The organism is Streptomyces sp. NPDC042371, from assembly GCF_056437465.1.
In genome coordinates this window covers 1,102,282-1,118,197 of record NZ_JBWKAP010000001.1, presented here as the reverse complement: position 1 = coordinate 1,118,197, position 15,916 = coordinate 1,102,282, and the positions used below count along the sequence as shown (strand labels likewise).

At 72.6% G+C, this 15,916-nt stretch carries 17 protein-coding genes; 14 read left to right on the top strand and 3 right to left on the bottom strand.

Features of this window, described 5'->3' with window-relative positions; all coding sequences use genetic code 11:
* Window positions 1–2 precede the first annotated feature (2 nt).
* Together AC068B_RS04915 and AC068B_RS04910 are read left to right on the top strand one after the other, a co-directional pair.
* Window positions 3–245 (top strand): DUF3311 domain-containing protein, encoded by a 243-nt coding sequence (locus tag AC068B_RS04915; RefSeq protein WP_478669016.1) that lies wholly within the window; start codon window positions 3–5, stop codon window positions 243–245.
* Complete coding sequence (locus AC068B_RS04910) at window positions 242–1,810, top strand: sodium:solute symporter family protein (protein ID WP_478669015.1); 1,569 nt, start codon at window positions 242–244, stop codon at window positions 1,808–1,810. The genes AC068B_RS04915 and AC068B_RS04910 overlap by 4 nt, the downstream gene beginning before the upstream one ends.
* Here AC068B_RS04910 and AC068B_RS04905 read toward each other — a convergent pair.
* Complete coding sequence (locus tag AC068B_RS04905) at window positions 1,770–3,212, bottom strand: MFS transporter (protein WP_478669013.1); 1,443 nt, start codon at window positions 3,210–3,212, stop codon at window positions 1,770–1,772. The two genes, AC068B_RS04910 and AC068B_RS04905, sit on opposite strands and share 41 nt — an antisense overlap.
* Before the next feature lie 107 nt (window positions 3,213–3,319).
* Between AC068B_RS04905 and AC068B_RS04900 the strand changes: the two genes are divergently transcribed.
* The 4 genes from AC068B_RS04900 to AC068B_RS04885 all read left to right on the top strand — a co-directional run bounded on the left by AC068B_RS04900 (window position 3,320) and on the right by AC068B_RS04885 (window position 6,174).
* Window positions 3,320–3,850 (top strand): winged helix-turn-helix transcriptional regulator, encoded by a 531-nt coding sequence (locus AC068B_RS04900; RefSeq protein ID WP_478669012.1) that lies wholly within the window; start codon window positions 3,320–3,322, stop codon window positions 3,848–3,850.
* 56 nt (window positions 3,851–3,906) lie between these two features.
* Window positions 3,907–4,236, top strand: coding sequence for a DUF6412 domain-containing protein (locus tag AC068B_RS04895; protein WP_478669261.1), 330 nt, complete (start codon window positions 3,907–3,909; stop codon window positions 4,234–4,236).
* Window positions 4,237–4,438: 202 nt separating this feature from the next.
* Complete coding sequence (locus AC068B_RS04890; protein ID WP_478669011.1) at window positions 4,439–5,203, top strand: YidC/Oxa1 family membrane protein insertase; 765 nt, start codon at window positions 4,439–4,441, stop codon at window positions 5,201–5,203.
* Between the two features lie 113 nt (window positions 5,204–5,316).
* The gene (locus AC068B_RS04885) at window positions 5,317–6,174 is read left to right on the top strand and encodes a fumarylacetoacetate hydrolase family protein (protein ID WP_478669009.1); all 858 of its coding nucleotides are present in this window, start codon (window positions 5,317–5,319) and stop codon (window positions 6,172–6,174) included.
* A gap of 141 nt (window positions 6,175–6,315) precedes the next feature.
* Here AC068B_RS04885 and AC068B_RS04880 read toward each other — a convergent pair whose 3' ends face one another.
* Together AC068B_RS04880 and AC068B_RS04875 are read right to left on the bottom strand one after the other, a co-directional pair.
* Window positions 6,316–6,813, bottom strand: a complete 498-nt coding sequence (locus tag AC068B_RS04880; RefSeq protein ID WP_478669008.1) for a heme-degrading domain-containing protein — start codon at window positions 6,811–6,813, stop codon at window positions 6,316–6,318.
* Window positions 6,810–7,913: a Gfo/Idh/MocA family protein gene (locus AC068B_RS04875; RefSeq protein ID WP_478669006.1), complete on the bottom strand. Its 1,104-nt coding sequence runs from the start codon at window positions 7,911–7,913 to the stop codon at window positions 6,810–6,812. The genes AC068B_RS04880 and AC068B_RS04875 overlap by 4 nt, the downstream gene beginning before the upstream one ends.
* A gap of 56 nt (window positions 7,914–7,969) precedes the next feature.
* Between AC068B_RS04875 and AC068B_RS04870 the strand changes: the two genes are divergently transcribed.
* From AC068B_RS04870 to AC068B_RS04835, 8 genes are all read left to right on the top strand, one after another.
* Window positions 7,970–9,130, top strand: coding sequence for an ROK family transcriptional regulator (locus AC068B_RS04870; protein WP_478669005.1), 1,161 nt, complete (start codon window positions 7,970–7,972; stop codon window positions 9,128–9,130).
* 303 nt (window positions 9,131–9,433) lie between these two features.
* Window positions 9,434–10,285 carry a hypothetical protein gene (locus tag AC068B_RS04865; RefSeq protein ID WP_478669004.1) on the top strand — a complete coding sequence of 284 codons (852 nt, stop codon included), beginning with the start codon at window positions 9,434–9,436 and terminating at the stop codon, window positions 10,283–10,285.
* Window positions 10,286–10,432: 147 nt separating this feature from the next.
* Window positions 10,433–11,182 carry a GntR family transcriptional regulator gene (locus AC068B_RS04860; protein WP_478669259.1) on the top strand — a complete coding sequence of 250 codons (750 nt, stop codon included), beginning with the start codon at window positions 10,433–10,435 and terminating at the stop codon, window positions 11,180–11,182.
* 135 nt (window positions 11,183–11,317) lie between these two features.
* The gene (locus AC068B_RS04855) at window positions 11,318–12,442 is read left to right on the top strand and encodes a TIGR03364 family FAD-dependent oxidoreductase (protein ID WP_478669003.1); all 1,125 of its coding nucleotides are present in this window, start codon (window positions 11,318–11,320) and stop codon (window positions 12,440–12,442) included.
* A gap of 5 nt (window positions 12,443–12,447) precedes the next feature.
* Window positions 12,448–13,140 carry an HAD family hydrolase gene (locus AC068B_RS04850; RefSeq protein ID WP_478669002.1) on the top strand — a complete coding sequence of 231 codons (693 nt, stop codon included), beginning with the start codon at window positions 12,448–12,450 and terminating at the stop codon, window positions 13,138–13,140.
* Window positions 13,140–14,192, top strand: coding sequence for an ABC transporter ATP-binding protein (locus tag AC068B_RS04845; protein ID WP_478669000.1), 1,053 nt, complete (start codon window positions 13,140–13,142; stop codon window positions 14,190–14,192). Before AC068B_RS04850 ends, AC068B_RS04845 begins: the two co-directional genes overlap by 1 nt.
* Before the next feature lie 37 nt (window positions 14,193–14,229).
* Entirely contained in the window at window positions 14,230–15,087 is an 858-nt protein-coding gene (locus tag AC068B_RS04840) for a 2-aminoethylphosphonate ABC transporter permease subunit (RefSeq protein WP_478669257.1), read from the top strand.
* Window positions 15,074–15,871 carry an ABC transporter permease gene (locus tag AC068B_RS04835; protein WP_478668999.1) on the top strand — a complete coding sequence of 266 codons (798 nt, stop codon included), beginning with the start codon at window positions 15,074–15,076 and terminating at the stop codon, window positions 15,869–15,871. Before AC068B_RS04840 ends, AC068B_RS04835 begins: the two co-directional genes overlap by 14 nt.
* The last annotated feature ends 45 nt before the right edge of the window (window positions 15,872–15,916 follow it).

The window sequence follows — 15,916 nt, the reverse complement described above, 5'->3', positions numbered from 1 at the left end:
TCGTGATCGCTCGACGTCCCCATCTCCTCTGGCTGCTCGGCCCCTTCGTGCTCTATCTCGGGGTGCTGCCGTTCGCCAATCGCGTGCGGCCCGTGGTTCTTGGGCTGCCCTTTCTGTTCTTCTGGCTGCTGTGCGCGACGGTGCTCACGCCGGTCTGCGTGTGGCTGGCCCACAGAGGTGACCGCAAGAGCCGCGGCGGCCGCACGAGGCGCGACGGCCACAAGAAGCCGGAGCGTGCGGCATGAGTGACGGAGGCATCGCCACCACCGTCTTCGCCGTCTTCATGGCGGGCACCGTCGCCCTCGGCCTCGCCGCCGTCCGCGGGCGCGGAAAGCAGGGCGGGATCGCCGAGTGGTCCGTGGGCGGGCGCAGTCTCGGGGCCGTCTTCATCTGGGTGCTGATGGCGGGGGAGGGCTACACCAGCTTCAGCTATCTGGGGGCCGCGGGCTGGGGGTACAACTACGGGGCTCCCGTGCTGTACGTCGTCGCGTACATGTCCTGCGGATACGCCGTGGGGTACGTCGTCGGACCGATGCTCTGGGCCTACGCCCGGCGGCACGGGCTCGTCAGCATCTCCGACATGGTCGCCCACCGGTACGGGCGGCCCTGGCTCGGCGCCGGCGTCGCGCTGCTCGTCACCGTCTTCTTGCTGCCCTACATCCAGTTGCAGATCACCGGCATGGGCGTCGTCGTGTCGACCATCTCGTACGGCGCCATCAGCCTCAACTGGGGCTACTTCATCGGGTTCGCGGTCACCACCGGGTTCGTCGTGGTGAGCGGGCTGCGCGGGAGCGCCTGGGTGTCCGTGCTCAAGGACGTGCTGGTCGTCGGGACGCTCGCCTTCCTCGCCCTCTACGTACCCCAGCACTACTTCGACGGATACGGTCCGTTCCTCGACCGGATCGTGCACGAGAAGAGCGCCTGGCTTACCCTCCCCGGCAGCGGAGGCAGCCCCTACGGAGAGGCGTGGTTCGCCACGACGTCGCTGCTCAACGCGTTGACCGTCGTCATCTTCCCGACCACCGTCGCCGGGTACCTGGGCGCGCGCAGCGCGGACGGGCTGCGGCGCAACGCCATCTGGCTGCCCGCCTACAACGTGCTGCTCTTCGTGCCCATGCTGCTCGGCATGGCCGCGCTCTTCGTCGTGCCGGGACTCGTCGGCGCCGAGTCCAACCTCGCGCTGTTCAGGCTCGTGGTCGACTCGCTGCCCGCGTGGGCCGTCGGCGTCATCGGTGTCGCGGCCGCGCTCTCCTCCATCGTGCCGATGGCCGTGTTCATGCTGGTCATCGGGACGATGTGGGGCAGCAGTGTGCTGTCGCTGCTGCCCCGGTGGCGCACCCCGCAGCGGCAGAAGCTCGCCTCGCAGGCGGTGGTCGTCGTGGCGGGAGCCCTCGCGCTCGCGATGACGTACGGGGCGCCCAACACCCTCGTACGACTCTCGCTCATCTCGTACGAGGGGATGGCCCAGCTCGTACCGATCCTGCTGCTCGGCCTGGTGTGGCGGAAGCTGACGCTGGCCGGGGCGTTGAGCGGGCTCGTCGTGGGGGTGGGGATCGTGTGCGCCCTCGTCTTCAGCGACCACGATCCCGTCTTCGGGGTGAACGCGGGGATCGTCGCGCTCGCCGCGAATCTGGCGGTCGCGCTCGTGGTGTCGTACGCGGGTCCCGCCGACCGCGCCGACGGGCGGCCGGACGACGAGGTCCTCGCGCGCGATCCCCTTGACGAACTCGACGAGCTCGACGAGGCGGAGGCCGGGCCCGCCCGGGGCGTCAGGCCTGCCGGGGGGAGTGGTTCCGCTCCCGCAGCATGAGCACGGTGACCGCCGCGAGCACGGCGAGGCAGGCCGAGACCGTCATCGCGAGGTTCGCGCCGTGCGCGAGGTCGTCCGTCGAGGTCGACACCGCGATCATCAGGGCGACGCCCGCGGCCGAACCGACGTAGCGCGCCGTGTTGTTGGCGCCCGAGCCCATCGCGGCGCGTTCGGCAGGCACGGACTCGACCGAGAGCAGCGGGAGCGCCGCGTTCAGGAGGCCGCTGCCCGCGCCGGAGACGAGGAGGCCGGGCAGCAGCCGGGTCCAGGAGCCCGAGGAGGCCGCGCCCAGCATCGTCACGGCGGCGACGGCGTGCAGGGCGAAACCGACGGCCAGTTGGTGGCGGGCCGAGACCCGGCCCGCGAGCCGCCTGGCCTGCAGCGCCGCCACGAAGGACGTGCCCGACCAGATCACGAGCAGCCAGGCCGTGCTCATGACGGAGAGGCCCAGCGTGTGCTGGAGCAGCGTCGGCAGGTAGCTGAACAGGCCGATCACGGAGAACCCCGTGAACAGGGCGCCCGTCGTCGAGGCCAGGAACAGCGGGCGGCGCAGCAGGGCGAGGTCGAGCATCGGGGTCCGGACGCGGTGTTCCACCGCCACGAACGCGGCGAGCAGCACGGCGGCCGCGGCCAGGAGCGCCGCCACGGGCGCGCGCAGCCAGCCGTCCCGCCCCAGGGTGAGCGCGGCCACCAGTGCCGTCAGGGCCAGGCCGAGGGTGGCTGCGCCCGCCAGGTCCGGGCGGCCGCGGCGCGCGGCGCGGGACTCGGTCAGCGCGCGGGGGGCGAGGGCGGCGACCGCGAGGGCGGCGGCGCCGAGGGCGGCGTACGCCCAGCGCCAGCCGTCCGGGCCCGCTCCCGCCAGGGCCCCCGCGACCGGCGGGCCCGCCGCGATGCCGCCGCTCACGAAGGCGCCCCAGATGCCGGTCGCCCTGATCCGCCCGGCGCCCGCGGGGAACGCGTGCACGAGCAGGCCGAGGCTGCTCGCGAGGATGGCCGCGCTCGCCGCGCCCTGGGCCAGGCGGGCCAGTGTGAACAGCCAGGTCGACCCGGCGAGCGCGGAGAGCGCGGCGGTGATGCCGAGCGCGACCGTGCCGGAGAGGAAGATCCGCCGCCGTCCGTAGTCGTCGGCGAGGCTCCCCGCGACCAGGAGCACCGCGGCGAGACCGAGCGGTGTGCCGTTGAGCAGCCAGGCCTGGGCGGAGAGCGGGGTGTGCAGGGCGGCGGCCGTGTCGGGGAGCGTGATCATCGGCGCCGTGTACGTCATCAGGGTCACGGCCGTGGCGGCGCTGGTGACGGCGAGGGTGGCGCGGGCGTGCGGGGCGCCGGACGGGGGTGCGGGGGCGTCCGGTGCCGGAGTGGCCGGTGCCGGGGCGGTGGAGGTGCGGGCGAGGCGGGTGGACATGGTGGAGCCCTTCGAGGTTCAGTCATTGAACTCGGCGAGTGTGACGACCGTAGCATTCGGAGTTCATTCACTGAACCTCGTACGGGAAAAGTGGTTAGAGTGGGGTCATGGCTCTCGGCAAGGACTACGCCGCGCAGGAGTGCGCGATGGCCCGCGCCCTGGAGGTGGTCGGCGAGCGCTGGACGCTGCTCATCGTCCGCGACGCCCTCTATGGAGTGCGGCGGTACAACGACTTCCTCGTCCACCTCGGCATCCCGCGCGCCGTCCTCGCCGCCCGCCTGCAGACGCTCGTCGCCGCGGGCGTCCTCGACAAACGGCCGTGCCCCGAGGCGCCGAGGCGGCACGAGTACGTGGTGACGGAGCGCGGCGAGGCCCTGTGGCCGGTGCTCCGCGCGCTCGGGGTGTGGGGGCGCGACCACATCGCAGGCACCAAGCCGCCGCGCTACTTCCGGCACGCGGCGTGCGGCACCGAGCTGGGCGCCGGGGGCGACTGCCCGGCCTGTGGCGGCCTCGTCCCCGTCGGGGACGTCGAGATGCTGCCGGGCCCCGGGCTCGATCCGGACCCGGCGGATCCGGTCAGTCGCGCGCTGGCCCGGCCCCGCAGGCTGCTTCAGCCGGTCGAAGTGGATCCTGTATAACGGCAGTACGACGAAGAGTGTTCGAGCGCGAGCGTGAAGAGAGGAGGGGGACGGTGATGCACGACGTGATCCGTGGCTGGAAGAACTGGAAGACGGCCGCGCGCCCCGCCTTGCTCCTCCTGTTCCTCCTCGTCGAAGTCGTCCTCGTCGACACCGGAGGCCTCGCCTCCGCCGTCGCGCTCGCCGCGACCGCCGCCGCGGGCTCCGCGCTCGCCGCCTGCTCCGTGATCGCCGCGCGCTGCGCGCCCGCCGTGCCCCGCACCAGAGTGCGCACGGCCATCCGCGACCGCGAGATGCGTACCGCCTTCCTGCCTCAACGCGACCCCGACGCCAGGGGCCGCAGGCGCCCCCGAGCACCCGGCCGTCTCGTCCTGACGGCCGCGTAGGGGATCACGCCCAGCATCCTGAGGCTCCTTGTCCTGAGGCACTTTGCCCTGAGGCACCTTGCCCTGAGGCTCCCTTCCCGGGATCTTTCCTGAGGCGCTCTTTCTGAGTCCCCCTCGCGGGTCGTCACGCCGACGCGACGGCAGCCCTCGCTGTCCGTCGCTCCTTCTCCCACGGCACGACGAGACCCCGGAGGCCTTCTCCATGTCCGCTTTCATGTCCCTGTTCGCCGAGCTGGTCGGGCGCATCGCCGACCTGCTCGACCCGCTCTTCCACGCCTCGGCGACCGCCGCCGCGATCGTGCTGTTCACCGCCTGCGTACGGCTCCTCGTCCACCCGCTCTCGCGCGCATCGGCCCGCGGACAGAAGGCGCGCGCCAAGCTCAACCCGCAGATCGCGGAGCTGCGCAAGAAGCACGGCAAGAACCCCGAGAAGCTGCAGAAGGCCGTCCTCGAACTGCACCGCAAGGAGAAGGTGTCGCCGCTCTCCGGGTGCCTGCCCAGCCTCTTCCAGCTCCCGGCGTTCTTCCTCCTCTACCACCTCTTCTCCAGCTCCAGCATCGGCGGCGACGCCAACACGCTCCTCGACCACACCCTCTTCGCCGCGCCGCTCGGCGGCCGGTGGAAGGACGCGCTGGCGGACGGCGGGGTCTTCGGCGCACAGGGCCTGGTTTACGTGGGTCTCTTCGTGATCGTCGCCGCCGTCGCCACGTTCAACTACCGGCGCACCAAGGCGCAGATGGCCGCCAACCCGCCCGCGCAGCAGAGCGGTGAGCAGCAGGTGCCGGGCATGGGGGCGATCGCGAAGGTGATGCCGCTGATGTCGTTCATGACTCTGTTCACGGTGGCGGTGGTGCCGCTGGCCGCAGCGCTGTACGTGGTGACCAGTACGACGTGGAGCGCGGTCGAGCGGGCGGTGCTGTACCGGGACATGCCGGGCGGGGCGGGGGTCCTGGCTACCGCCGGGTAACGGTCCAGTACGTGAACCGGGTATTGCATACCGCACTCGGACCTTGGACGATCGACCAAACCTCCGATGGCCGCAACCCATCGGCCGGGCTACCGAAGGAATGGAGTCTGACCATGAAGCTGCTGCGAGTCGGTACGTCCGGTGCGGAGCGTCCGGCGCTCCTCGACGCCGAGGGAACTCTTCGGGACCTGTCGGGGGTGGTCGCCGACATCGACGGCGCGGTGCTCGCCGACGCGGACGCACTGGGCCGGATACGGGCCGCTGCCGACGCCGGTGACCTGCCCGTTCTCGACGCGGACGGGCTGCGCGTCGGCCCGCCGGTCGGGCGCATCGGCAAGGTCGTCTGCATCGGCCTCAACTACCACGACCACGCCCGCGAGACGGGGGCGGAGCCGCCCGCCGAGCCGGTCGTCTTCTTCAAGGCGGCGGACACGGTGGTCGGCCCCGACGACACCGTCCTGGTGCCGCGCGGCTCGGTCAAGACGGACTGGGAGGTCGAGCTCGCCGTGGTCATCGGACGTACGGCGCGCTACCTGGAATCGCACGAGGAGGCGCTGGCGCACGTCGCGGGGTACGCGGTGGCGCACGACGTGTCCGAGCGGGAGTTCCAGATCGAGCGGGGCGGCACCTGGGACAAGGGCAAGAACTGCGAGACGTTCAACCCGCTGGGCCCCTGGCTGGTCACCGCGGACGAGATCGCCGACCCGCAGGCCCTCTCCCTGAAGCTCTGGGTCAACGGCGAACTGAAGCAGGACGGCACGACCGCCGAACAGATCTTCCCGGTCGCGGAAGTGGTGCGCTACGTAAGCCAGTTCATGACGCTCTACCCGGGCGACGTGATCAACACGGGCACACCGGCGGGCGTGGCGATGGGCCAGCCGGAGCCGAAGCCGTATCTGCGGGCGGGCGATGTGGTGGAGCTGGAGATCGGGGGGCTGGGGCGGCAGCGGCAGGAGTTGAAGGACGCGTAGCGCCGTGACGCCGTGAGGTTCCGTCCCTCCTTGTGAATTGCGCCAGGCGCCCCTGGTTCCGGTCTTGGCTCCGGTCTTGGCTCCGGTCTTGGTTCCAGTCCTGGTTCCAGCTCTGGTTCCACAGGGGCGCCGCCGTGCCGCTCAGCCGGTGATGAAGCGTTCCAGCGCCTCGACGACCAACGCGTGGTCCTTCACCTGCGGCAGCCCCGACACCACCACCGCGCCGATCACCCCCGCGCCCTCGACCGCGATCGGGAACGCGCCCCCGTGGGCCGCGTACACGTCGGGGTCGAGGCGGGAGGAGTCCTCGAACGTCGTGCCCTTGGCGCGGAAGCGGGAGCCGACCAGGAGGGACGAGCAGCCGTAGCGCTCCACCACGCGGCGTTTGCGGTTGATCCAGGCGTCGTTGTCCGGGGTCGAGCCGGGCAGGGCCGCGTGGAAGAGCTGTTGGCCGCCGCGGTGGATGTCGATCGCCACGGGGGCGCTGCGTTCGCGGGCCAGTTCCACCAGGAGGGTGCCCAGTGTCCACGCGTCGTCGTGCGTGAAGTGGGGGAGGACCAAGCGGCTTTCCTGGGCCTCCAGTTCGTCGATGGCCGGGGCGCCGGGGGGCGTGTACGCGGTGGAGGGGGTGGTGGTCACAGGGTCACCGTCACGCCGTCGCGGGCCGAGCGGCGCGCCGCTTCCAGGACGTCCAGGGCCGCGGCCGCCTCGTGCGCGGTGACGGGATTCTCGCCGGTGCCGCGCAGGGCGGCGGCCACCGACGCGTAGTACGCGGGGTAGTCGCCCGGCAGGGTCGGCAGAGGGCGGCCGCCGCCGGTCAGGGGGGACTCGCCGGAGCCGACCCGGCCCCACAGCGACTCCGGTTCCACGCCCCAGGGGCCGTCGGACGCGGGGCGCTTGCCGTCGCGCAGGGCCGCCTCCTGCGGGTCGAGGCCGTACTTCACGTACCCCGCCTGGGAGCCGAGCACGCGGAAGCGCGGGCCGAGCTGGGCCGTCGTGGCGCTCACGTAGAGGTGCGAGCGGACGCCGTTCGCGTGGGTGAGGGCGAGGAACGTGTCGTCGTCGGCCTCCGCGCCCGGGCGGCGGACGTCCGACTCGGCGTACACGCTCACGACGGGGCCGAAGAGCACCAGGGCCTGGTCGACGACGTGGCTGCCCAGGTCGTAGAGGAGGCCGCCGATCTCCTCCGGGTTGCCGGACTCGCGCCAGCCGCCCTTCGGCTGCGGCCGCCACCGTTCGAAGCGGGACTCGAAGCGCCATACGTCGCCGAGCTCACCGTCGGCGAGCAGCTTGCGCAGCGTACGGAAGTCGTTGTCCCAGCGGCGGTTCTGGAAGACGGACAGGAGCAGCCCGCGCTCGTCCGCGAGCGCCGCGAGCTCGCGCGCCTCGCTGGCGGTGCCCGCGATGGGCTTATCCACGACGACTGGCAGGCCCGCCTTGAGCGCGGCGGTCGCCAGCGACACGTGCGTCTTGTTCGGGGAGGCGATGACGACCAGGTCCAGCTCGTCCGCGCGGTCCCACAGCTCGTCGGCCGAGTCGGCGCAGCGCAGGTCGTCGCCGAACTCGGCGCGGGCCTGAGCCTGCCGCTCGGGGTTCGACGTCACGACCGTGTCGAGGACGAGGCCCTCGGTGGCGGCGATCAGCGGGGCGTGGAAGACGGAGCCCGCGAGGCCGTACCCGACGAGGCCGACGCGGAGGGGGAAGCCTGCGGAGGGGCGCGTGGAGCCTGTACCAGTCATGCTCTCCACTTAAGCAACGGTGTTGCCAAAGTGCAAGCGGGCGGGACAATGGGGGCGTGAAGTCGTACGTGAACAGGGCAAACCCCGGAGTGAACCTGCCAGTGCTGCGCGGGCACAACGCCGCGCTCGTGCTCGATCTGCTGCGCGCGGCGGGCGAGTCTGGCATCAGCCGTCTGGAACTCGCCGAGCGCACGGGGCTCACTCCGCAGGCGGTCAGCAAGATCACGGCGAGGCTGCGGGCGGAGGGGCTTGCCGCGGAGGCGGGGCGCCGTGCCTCGACGGGCGGCAAGCCCCGCACCGTGCTCCGCCTCGTCCCCGCGGCGGGCCACGCGGTCGGCCTCCACCTGGACCGGGACGAGCTGACGGCCGTCCTCGTCGACCTGACCGGCACGGTCGTCGCCGAACGCCGCGCCCCGCTCGCCTTCGGCGCGGGCGTGCAGGCGGTGGTCGAGGCGGCGGCTGGGGAGGTGCGGGAGCTTCTGGAGGGTGGGGAGGGTGGGGAGGGCGGTGATGGGGGTGCTTGGCCGGTTTCCGGGGTCGGGGTCGCGTTGCCCGGGCCGCTCGATCACGCCGAGGGCGTGCTGCACCGGGTCACCGGGTTTCCGGAGTGGGACGGGTTCGCGCTGCGCGACGTGCTCGCGGAACGGCTCGGGCTGCCCGTCGCGGTGGACAAGGACACCAACGCCGCGGCGCTTGGCCTCGCCCTTGCGGGCGCGGCCGACTCCTTCGCCTACCTTCATCTGGGCACGGGGCTCGGTGCCGGGCTCGTGCTCGGGGGCGCCCTCCATCGCGGTGCCCGTACGGGTGCGGGCGAATTCGGGCATCAGGTGCTGCAGTTGGACGGTCCGCGGTGCGAGTGCGGGGACCGTGGGTGCGTCGAGGCGCTCTGCCTCGCGGCCGTCGCCCGGGGCGAGTTCGAGGAGGCGGCGCGGGTGCTCGGCACGGCCGCGGGCAACCTCGTCGGCCTCCTCGACATCGACCGTGTCCTGCTCGGCGGCCGGACCGTCTTCGCCGAGCAGGACCTTTTCGTACGAGAGGTAGGCGCGGTCGTCGCCGCGCGGGTGCGGCGCGGGGGCGGGGGAGGGGCGGTGCCGGTTCCTGTGCCGGTGAGCCTCGCCCCCGGCGGGGAGCGCGCCGTCGCGGAGGGTGCGGCCCAGCTCGTCCTCGCGCCCGTCTTCGGCCGCGCGGACGTGGCCTTTCCCGCCCGCCTGGGCTGAGCGGAGCGCAATGCGCGGGGCGGGGAATCTCGCCTGATTGAGGGGACTCCGGCGGGCCGATCGGTCCTATCGGGCGGTGGCGGGACGGCGGGGCGGGGTGGAGGTGGCAGGGTCTCGGCCCATGGCGCGAGGACCGTTCCCCCGGTTCCGCCCCGGGCCCCCGTCCCCTGCCCGTCGCCCTGTCCGTCCCTCTGTCTCCCCTGCCCCCCCTTGCCCGTCCCCCTGCCCGTCCGGCTCCCGGGCCCCGCTCCTCGCACGCGGCTCCCGTTCGCCGTTGCCCGCTCAGCAAAGGTTCGGTTCTTCATGCGCTTCCGCAGGCCTCTCGCCCTCGGCATCACCACCGCAGTCGCCGCCCTCGCACCCGTCGCCGTTGGCGGGGTGTCCGCGGGGGCCGCCGGGGGCGGGGTGCGGGACGGCGGCCGGGTCTGCGCGGGGGTGGAGCCGAGGGGTGGGGTGGGGGCTGTGGAGGCCCCCTGCGGCGCTGCCCGAAGGGGCGCCGTCGCGCGACGCGCCGCCGACCACCCCACCTGCGCCTCCGGCGACCGTGCCGACTTCCCCCTCGACACCCGCATCCACCGGGGGCCCGCCGCCTACGAGCCCGGCGGCGAGCGCCAGGAGTGGACGCTCGACCTCACCAACGCGACCGACGAGACCTGCGGCAACATCCACCCGATCCTCGTCCTCGTCGACCAGGAGCGGACGTTGAAGGCTCGGCAGGTCCGCCTGGAGTTCGACGACGGGAAGCGCGAGCGGACCGTGGCCTTTCAGAAGACCGCGCGGGGCGAGAACATCGGCGTCTTCGGCGGCGGCTTCCCTGGGTTCACCGTCGGCCCCGGCCGCACCGTCACCGTCAAGGTCCGCCTCGCCTTCGCCGACGGCACCGCGACCAACCACGTAGTGGCATCCGCCGCGCTCGTCCAGCGCAGGGACGACGACGGCGACTGGGTCGGCGAATCCAACAACTACCCCTTCGACATCGCACCCGAAGGCGCGGTCGTCCCCTCGGGCAGCCCGTCCGCCGGGCGCCTCGAAGAGCTCGCCGAGACCGGGCCCGGCACCCCGCTCGGCGTGGGACTCGCCGTGGGCGCCGTCCTCCTGGGCGCGGGCGCCCTCGCCGTGGGGGCGCATCGCCTGCGCGCGGCGGGGAAGCGCTGAACGATCCCCCCGCCGCCCCCCCTCAACTCCCCCCGCCACCCCGCGTTCACCCACCCGTTCACGTACGTCTGCGAACATCCCCAGGTGGACAACCCGAACCCCGTACCCGCCTCCCCGCACGCCTCCCCCCAGCTTCCCGCCCACCTCCTGGAGCAGGCGCCGGGCGCGCCCATCCGGTCCGGCATTCCCGAGCACGGGCGCATCCCGAAGTACTACGCCGTGAAGGCCAGGATCGCGGCGCTCATCGAGGAGTTGGGGGACGGGCAGGCGCTGCCCACCGAGCGGGACCTCGCCGAGCGGTACGAAGTGGCGCGGGAGACCGTGCGGCAGGCGTTGCGCGAACTGCTCCTGGAGGGGCGGCTGCGCAGGCAGGGGCGCGGCACCGTCGTCGCAGGTCCCAAGCTGGAGCAGCCGCTGTCGCTCGCGAGCTACACGGAAGGCGTGCGGCGCCAGGGACGTACGCCCGGCCGTCATCTCATCTCCCTCGACCGCTTCCCCTGCCCCGCCCCGCTCGCCGCCGAGATCGGTGCCGAACCGGGCGAGCCCGTCTGGCACATGGAGCGCGTGCTGCTCGCCGACGACGAGCGGGTCGGCCTGGAGAGCACCTACGTCTCCGTGGCCCGCGTGCCGCGGCTCGACGCCGACTTCGAGCCCGACTCCTCCTTCTACGCGTACCTGCGCGACAGCCTCGACATCTCCTTCGGGGACGCCGACGAGCGGATCGAGACGGTCCTCGCCACTCCGCGCGAGGCGCTCCTCATCGGGACGCCGCCCGCGCTGCCCATGCTGCTGATCCACCGGTTGTCGCGGGACACGGACGGTCGGCCGCTGGAGCGCGTACGCACCCTCTACCGCGGGGACCGGTTCTCCTTCACCACCCATCTCGGTTCGAGCTGAACCGTTTCCCCGAAGCGGAGAGCGCCGCTCAAGTAACAGAAACATAACGGGTCTAGTCCAACCTTGGGTGCCCGTTCACCGTCCCGTTGCCCACCCGCCCCGCGCGAGTCACCGGCCCCCAGCAGCGTTGCCGCCGTGAGAGTCATCGTCGTAGGAGCCGGCGTGGTGGGAACCATGCACGCCTGGCACGCAGTGGAGCGCGGCCACGAGGTCGTACAGATCGAGCGCGAGAGCGAGGCCCGCGGGGCGTCGCTCCGCAACTTCGGACAGATATGGGTGAGCGGCCGGGCGGGCGGCGAAGAGCTCGACACCGCCCTGCGCGCCCGCGAGCTGTGGGAGGGCATCGGCGAACGCGTCCCGGGCCTCGGCTTCCGGGCCAACGGCTCCCTCACCCTCGTCCGCAACGAGCGCGAGCGCGCCGTCGCCGAGGCGGCGCTCGCCCGCCCGGACGCGGCCGCCCGCGGCTACAAGCTGCTCACCGCCGAGGAGGCGCGCGACCTCAACCCGGCCCTGCGCGGCGAGTTCAGCGCCGCCCTGTGGTGCGAGCGGGACGCGGCCGTGGAGCCGCGCACCGCCCAGCTGCGGCTGCGCGAAGCCCTGTTGAAGTCGCCCCGCTACACCTTCCTGCCGGGCCGCGAGGTCCGTGAGGTCGTCGGCGGGAGCGCCGTGCGCGACGACCACGGCGACGTGCACACGGGTGACGTCGTCGTCCTCGCCACCGGCGCCTGGCTCGGCGGGCTCGTCCGCGAGCTGGCAGGACCCGACCTGCCCGTGCGCCGCGTGCGGCTGCAGATGATGCAGACCGAGCCCCTCGGTGAACCGCTCACCACCTCCGTCGCCGACGCGGACAGCTTCCGCTACTACCCGGCGTACAAGTCGGACGCCCTCGACGCGCTCAACGCCGGGCAGGCGCAGACCCCGACCGCCGCCGCGCACAAGATGCAGCTGCTCATGGTGCAGCGCAAGGACGGCGGCCTGACCATCGGCGACACCCACGAGTACGAGCACCCCTTCGCCTTCGACACCGTCGAGGACCCCTACGACCACCTCACCGAGGTCGTCGAGGGCTTCCTCGGCCGCCCGCTGCCGAAGATCAGGCGGCGCTGGGCCGGGGTGTACGCGCAGTGCGTCGACACGAGCCGTGTCGTGCACCGCCAGCAGGTGCGGGACGGCGTGTGGCTGGTCACCGGGCCCGGCGGGCGCGGCATGACCTGCTCGCCCGCCATCGCCGAGCAGACCGCGGACCAACTGGGATGGTGAACGAATTGAGCACGCACCGTACGGGCCTCGTCGTACTGGACATGGCGGGCACCACCGTCGCCGACGGAGGCCTCGTCGAGCAGGCCTTCGCCGCCGCCGCGCGCGAACTCGGCGTCGAGCCCGACTCGGCGGACCACGCCGCGAAACTGGAGTACGTCCGCGCCACCATGGGCGAGTCGAAGATCTCCGTCTTCCGGCACCTGTTCGGCGAGGAGAAGCTCGCGCAGCAGGCCAACACCGCCTTCGAGACGGCGTACGGGAGGCTGGTGGACGGCGGCCGCATCGCCCCGGTCCCCGGCGCGCGGGAGGCCATCGAGGAGCTGGCGGACGACGGCAGGACCGTCGTCCTGACCACCGGATTCGCCCGCGTCACCCAGAACGCCATCCTCGACGCGCTGGGCTGGCGGAACCTGGTCGGCCTCACCCTGTGCCCCGCCGACGCGGGCGGCCGCGGGCGCCCCTACCCGGACATGGTGCTCAGCGCCTTCCTGCGGACCGGCGCCGTGGACGGCGTGCGGGACGTCGCGGTCGCGGGCGACACGGTCTACGACATGCTCAGCGGCGTACGCTCCGGCGCCTCCGTCGTCGCGGGCGTGCTGACCGGCGCCCACGGCGGCCCGGCGCTGCGCGAGGCGGGCGCCACCCACGTGCTCGGTTCCGTCGCCGAACTGCCCGCCGTGCTCCGGGGAGACGGCTGATGGGCAGCGGTATCCGCTTCGACCGGGTCAGTGTCGCGTACGACGGGAACACCGTCCTCGACTCCCTCGACCTGACCGTCGAGCCCGGCGAGGTCATGGCGCTGCTCGGGCCCTCCGGGTCCGGCAAGACCACCGCGCTGCGGGCCGTCGCGGGGTTCGTGCGGCCCGTGTCCGGGCGGGTGTTCATCGGGGAGCGCGACGTCACGGGCCTGCCGCCGCACCAGCGGGGCATCGGCATGGTCGTGCAGCAGTACGCGCTCTTCCCGCACCTGCGCGTCGAGGACAACGTCGCCTTCGGCATGAAGGCGCAGAAGGCGGCCAAGGGCGAGATCCCCGGGCGGGTCGCCGAGGCCCTGGAGATGACGGGGATGGCCGCGTACGCCAAGCGGTATCCGCGCGAGCTGTCCGGCGGGCAGCAGCAGCGGGTCGCCATCGCGCGGGCGCTCGCCATCCGGCCGGGGGTGCTGCTGCTCGACGAGCCGCTGTCCGCGCTGGACGCGCAGCTGCGGTCCGGCATGCTGGCGGAACTCGCCCGGCTGCACCGGGAGTTGCCGGACGTCTCCATCCTGTACGTCACCCACGACCAGGTCGAGGCGCTCACCCTGGCCGACCGGATCGCCGTCATGGACCGGGCCCGGCTGCAGGACTGCGGGACGCCGCAGGAGCTCTACCGGGCGCCTCGCACGGAGTTCACCGCGTCCTTCGTGGGCAACGCGAACCTCCTCGCGGTGACGGTGGGAGCGGCGGGGGTCACCCTCGGCGGGACCGGGCTCAAGGTCGACACGGGGGGCGTGGCCGCCGGGGTGACGGCCACGCTGTGCGTGCGGCCGCATCTGGTGGGGCTCGGGGAGGGGCCGAACGCCCTCACCGGGCGGGTCACCGAGGTCCAGTGGCGGGGCGCCACCCACCGGTTGTACGTCGATGTCGCGGGGGAGCGGGTCAAGGCGGACGTCCGTGAGTTGCGGACGCCGCCCGCCATCGGGGACACGGTCACTGTCCACTTCGCGCCCGAGGATGCGGTGCTCCTTGCCGGAGGGGTGACCGGTGGGTAGTCCCGCGGAACGCCTCGCTTCGAGCGAACCGGCACGGGTGGGCGGTACCCGAACCGAGGCCGGGCACCGGACCCGCAAAGCACCCGCGTTCGTATGGGCCCTGCCCCCCGTCGCCCTCCTCGGCGTCTTCTTCCTCTATCCCCTCTTCCTCGTCGTCCAGCAGTCCCTGCAGCCCGACACCGGTGGGACCTCGCTGCAGCCCTACTCCGACGTCTTCGCCTCGGAGGCGTTCCGGGAGGCGCTCGGGACCACCGTGTGGCTGGCGCTCGGGGCGACCGTGGGATGTCTCGTCCTCGGGTTCGCGCTCGCGCTGGTCATCGCCTTCGTGCCGTTCCCCGGCGGGAAGGCCGTCGCGAAGTTCATCGATGTCTTTCTCTCCTTTCCGTCCTTCCTGATCACCCTTGCCCTCCTCTTCATCTACGGGACCAAGGGCATGGCGAACGGCGTGTGGACGGATGCGACGGGCGCCGCCGAGGGGCCGTTCCAGTTCCTGACCACGCCGTGGGGCGTGCTGCTCGCCGAGATCACGTACTTCACGCCCTTCGTGATGCGGCCCCTGCTCGCCGCGTTCTCGCAGATCGACACCGCGCAGATCGAGGTGGCCTCCAGCCTCGGCGCCCGGCCCGCCCGCATCGTGCGCCGCGTCATCCTGCCCGAGGCGCTGCCCGCGCTCGCCGCCGGCGGCAGCCTCGTCCTCGTCATGTGCCTGAACGAGTTCGGGATCGTCCTCTTCACGGGGGCGAAAGGGGTCACGACCCTGCCGATGCTCGTGTACAGCAAGGCGATCCTCGAGTCCGACTATCCGGCGGCGTGCGTCGTCGCCGTCGTCAACATCGCGATTTCCGTGGGCCTCTACGGCCTCTACCGGGTGGTGAGCCGTCGTGTTGGTGCATAGCCGCAAGGGGAAGTGGGCCACCTGGGCCTTGTTCTTCGTGCTCTTTTTGCCGCTCTTCGCGCTGCCGCTGCTCGTGATCCTCATGGCGTCGTTCTCCGAGCACTGGTCGGGCGCCTTCCCGTCCGGCTTCACCGGTGAGCACTACGCGTCGGCCACCCGCGGCGACTCGCTGCGGGCCCTCACCACCAGCCTGGTCACCGCGGTCGCCGCGAGCCTGCTCGCGCTCACCGTCGGGTCCTGGGCCGCGCTGGCGGGGGCCTCGATGAAGAGGGGCGGCAAGAAGCTCCTCGACGCGCTGTTCGTGCTGCCCGTCGCCGTGCCGTCCGTGGTCGTCGGCCTCGCGGTCCTCGTCGCGTTCAGCAAGCCGCCGATGATCCTCAACGGCACGAGCTCGATCGTGATCCTCGCGCACGCCATTCTCGTCACGGCGTTCGCCTACCAGTCGGTCTCGGCTGCCATCGTGCGTCTCGACCCGGCGTACGAACAGGCCGCCGCCTCGCTCGGCGCCCGGCCCTCGTACGTCCTGTGGAAGGTGAAGCTGCCGCTCCTGCTGCCGTCCCTGACGGCGGCCGCCGGGCTCTGCTTCGCGCTGTCCATGGGCGAGTTGAGCGCCACGATGATGCTCTACCCGCCGGACTGGATGCCGCTGCCCGTGCAGATCTACGCGGCCACCGACCGCGGCTCCACCTTCACCGGCGCTGCCGTCGCGGCGGTCCTGATGGCGGCCACGCTGCTCGTCCTGCTGGCCGTCTCCCGCATCCGCACCCGCGCCTCCTACCGCTGAAAACCGTCCTGTCCCACGGCTCTTCAAGTCTTCAAGGAGTACGAA